The organism is Mesorhizobium sp. M7D.F.Ca.US.004.03.1.1 (genome assembly GCF_003998635.1).
In the GTDB taxonomy this organism is placed as follows: domain Bacteria; phylum Pseudomonadota; class Alphaproteobacteria; order Rhizobiales; family Rhizobiaceae; genus Mesorhizobium; species Mesorhizobium loti.
In genome coordinates, this window is record NZ_RZQG01000829.1 from 1 (window position 1) to 2,611 (window position 2,611).

General features: G+C 60.3%; 4 protein-coding genes and 1 pseudogene. 2 read left to right on the top strand and 3 right to left on the bottom strand.

From position 1 onward, the window contains the following. Positions 1 to 188, top strand: a 188-nt coding sequence (locus tag EN935_RS30515) for an MGMT family protein (protein WP_164771466.1), incomplete at its 5' end; no start/stop codon positions are given. 31 nt (positions 189 to 219) lie between these two features. Here EN935_RS30515 and EN935_RS30520 read toward each other — a convergent pair. The 3 genes and pseudogenes from EN935_RS30520 to EN935_RS30530 form a co-directional block, all read right to left on the bottom strand. After that, positions 220 to 612 carry a nuclear transport factor 2 family protein gene (locus EN935_RS30520; RefSeq protein ID WP_245462902.1) on the bottom strand — a complete coding sequence of 131 codons (393 nt, stop codon included), beginning with the start codon at positions 610 to 612 and terminating at the stop codon, positions 220 to 222. Between the two features lie 118 nt (positions 613 to 730). Continuing rightward, positions 731 to 1,120, bottom strand: a complete 390-nt coding sequence (locus tag EN935_RS30525; protein ID WP_109659940.1) for a nuclear transport factor 2 family protein — start codon at positions 1,118 to 1,120, stop codon at positions 731 to 733. A 1-nt stretch (position 1,121) separates the two neighbouring features. After that, a pseudogene (locus EN935_RS30530) lies at positions 1,122 to 2,023 on the bottom strand (MBL fold metallo-hydrolase). A gap of 161 nt (positions 2,024 to 2,184) precedes the next feature. Between EN935_RS30530 and EN935_RS30535 the strand changes: the two are divergent. Then, the coding region (locus EN935_RS30535; RefSeq protein WP_164771467.1) for a LysR family transcriptional regulator at positions 2,185 to 2,611 on the top strand (427 nt) is incomplete at its 3' end.

The following is a 2,611-nucleotide window of genomic DNA, read 5'->3' on the forward strand; positions in this document are numbered from 1 at the left end:
AGACCGGGGCGGCGCTTGGCGCCAATCCGGTGCCGCTGGTCATCCCTTGCCATCGCATCCTTGCCGCCGGCGGCAAGATCGGCGGCTTCTCGGCGCCGGGCGGCTCGGTCACCAAGGAGAAGATGCTGGCCATGGAAGGCGTGCGCGTCGGCCCGCCGCCACCGGCGCAGGTTTCCTTCGGGTTTTGAGTGGTTGCCGGTGCCGGACTAGAAGCCTGGATCAGTACATCGGGCGCTTGTTGGCCGGGTTGGCAGGCACTGGCTGCATCACGTCCCAATGCTCGGCGATCTTACCGTTTTTAACGCGGAAAATATCCATGATGACGGTTTCGGGCGTGTCAGCTGTTTTAGGCTGAACGACCTGGGTCATGACGAGGTCGCCTTCGGCGACCACCCGCTTGAAGTCGACCGTCTGTTTCGGCCAATGAGCAACTCCCACGCTTTTGAGAAGCTTTTTGACCGAGTCTCGGCCATCCGTCATCGTCGGGTTATGCTGAATGTAAGCCTCGGCCCAATAACGGTCCAGCGCGGTGAGATCATGATCGCCGAACAGCGCTTGATAGGCCTTCAGGACGAGCGCCTTGTTTTTCTGGGTTAGTTCCTGTTGCTGCACTGCCTTGACGGGCTTGGTGTTCCCGCATTTGCGACGGCGGCAAGGGCCACGACTGCGAAAGCAGCGGCCGCAAAGGATTTAAGTTGCAGCATCGATGTCTCCTTGGGTTGTGTGGTTGTCAGGTCAGTGCGCGCGCGACGAGCACCGTATCGACATACTGCCGCATACGGATGATCTTGCCGTCCCGCAGTTCGTAGAGGTGAGCGAAGGGAGCCGTCATGGATTTTCCTGTCGCCTTGTACGTACCGGAATACACGCCGAAGGCCGCCACCCGCTCGCCATCGGCAATGAAGCTGTGCACGTCGGCGTGATACCCGGTCCATTCCGAGCCAAGCCGCTTGAAGACACCCTGCATCAGGGCGTCGACACCGACATAGGTGCCGGCATAGGGGAATCCTTCCGCCTCGGTCCATTCGATATCGGGGGAAAGAACGGCCAGCAGATTGCGGCCGTTCTCCTCGGAAGTTCCCTCGTAGGTTCTGCGGATCAAATCGAGGTTCGTCGCCATCTCAGCCCCACTTCATCTCGCCCTTGGCGACCTTGGATCCGATATCGAGGGCTACACCCATACCGAGGCCGGGGAAGCGGGCCTCCATGGCTGCCTTCAACGCGGCGCTGTCGGCCGCCTTGTCCAGCTCTTCCTCGAAGGCGAGCAGATAGGACCTGGTGAACTCCACGGCCGAAGGACCGATCGCGGCATCGAGGGCCATGTGGCCAGGCACCACGACGGCGGGCTTGCGGGCAGCGATCGCATCCAGCGTCTTGACCCAAGCGGCGCGGCTTTCCTTGGTTTGCGTGTCAGCGGTCCAGACATGAACGCCCGAGAAGATCATCACCCCGCCGAAAACGGCATTGAGCGACGGCACGAACAGATATCGGCGGTTGGCTAGTCCTTGTTCCGCATTGACGATCTCGACAGTCTCGCCATCGACGGTCAGCTTTGCGCCGTCGAAGGCCTCCGGGAAGACGATGTCGGACAGCGCCTGCGGACCATTTTCCTTCAATTGTGGGCCCCAGACGGCGAGCTTCTTTTCCACATTGCCCTTGATGGCGTCCAGCGTGGTGGAGGCAGCGATCACTTTTGCTTCCGGGAAGGCCTCCCGCACCGGCTTCAGGCTGAAGTAGTAATCGGGATCGGACTGAGTGACGTAGATGGTGGTCAGCTTCTTGCCGGTTGCCTTGATGGCATCGGCGAGCGCCCTGCCGTCCGGATAGGTGAAGCCGCCGTCGATCAACAGGGCTTCGCTCGGTCCCGACAGCAGCACCGGAGCACGGAAGAAGCCGTTTGGACCTGCCGGGAATGTTTCCAGCCAAGCTTGGCGCTGGCGGCCTGGCTGCTGTCGATGGGGGCGAAAACGGCGGTTGCGCCAAGGGCCAATGAGGTCTTCATGATCTGTCTCCTCGTGAACATGGAATATCTCCGGTGCGTGAATGAGGTCAGGCCGCGATGGCAGTCCGCGGGTCCGTCTCTGGTTGAGCGAACAGCGCGGAAGGTACCTCCACTGGATTAATTGATAAATTGTCTATAATAATACACACTGTATGGCATAAGCTTACAATCTGAGGCGTCACGTGGAACCAATCAACCCCAACCGCCTCGCCTATTTTGCCACCGTGATCGACGCAGGCTCGTTTACCCGGGCAGCCGAGCGACTTGGCATCACGAAAGCCGTCGTCAGCCAACAGGTCGCCCGCCTTGAAACCGAGCTTAAGACCGCGCTTCTCGTGCGTACGACGCGGCGGCTCGAGCCGACCGAAGCAGGCCGCCTTTTGCACGCACGCTGCGTTCTGATCCTGCGGGATGTTGAAGAGGCAGTCGCTGAGGTCGGCGAGATCAATACCGAAGTGGCTGGTGTGCTGCGCGTTTCCGCATCCAATGACTATGGCGCGATCGTGCTGGCCCCGATCGCCGCCCGCTTTCGCCAGAAATTTCCTGCCTGCGGCGTCGAACTGTTCATTTCCGATGCCATAATTGATTTGATCGGCAACAAGATAGACC

Bases quoted from the DNA above. Each gene is read 5' to 3' on its own strand.
- EN935_RS30525 (WP_109659940.1), bottom strand. From the start codon at position 1,120: ATGGCGACGAACCTCGATTTGATCCGCAGAACCTACGAGGGAACTTCC.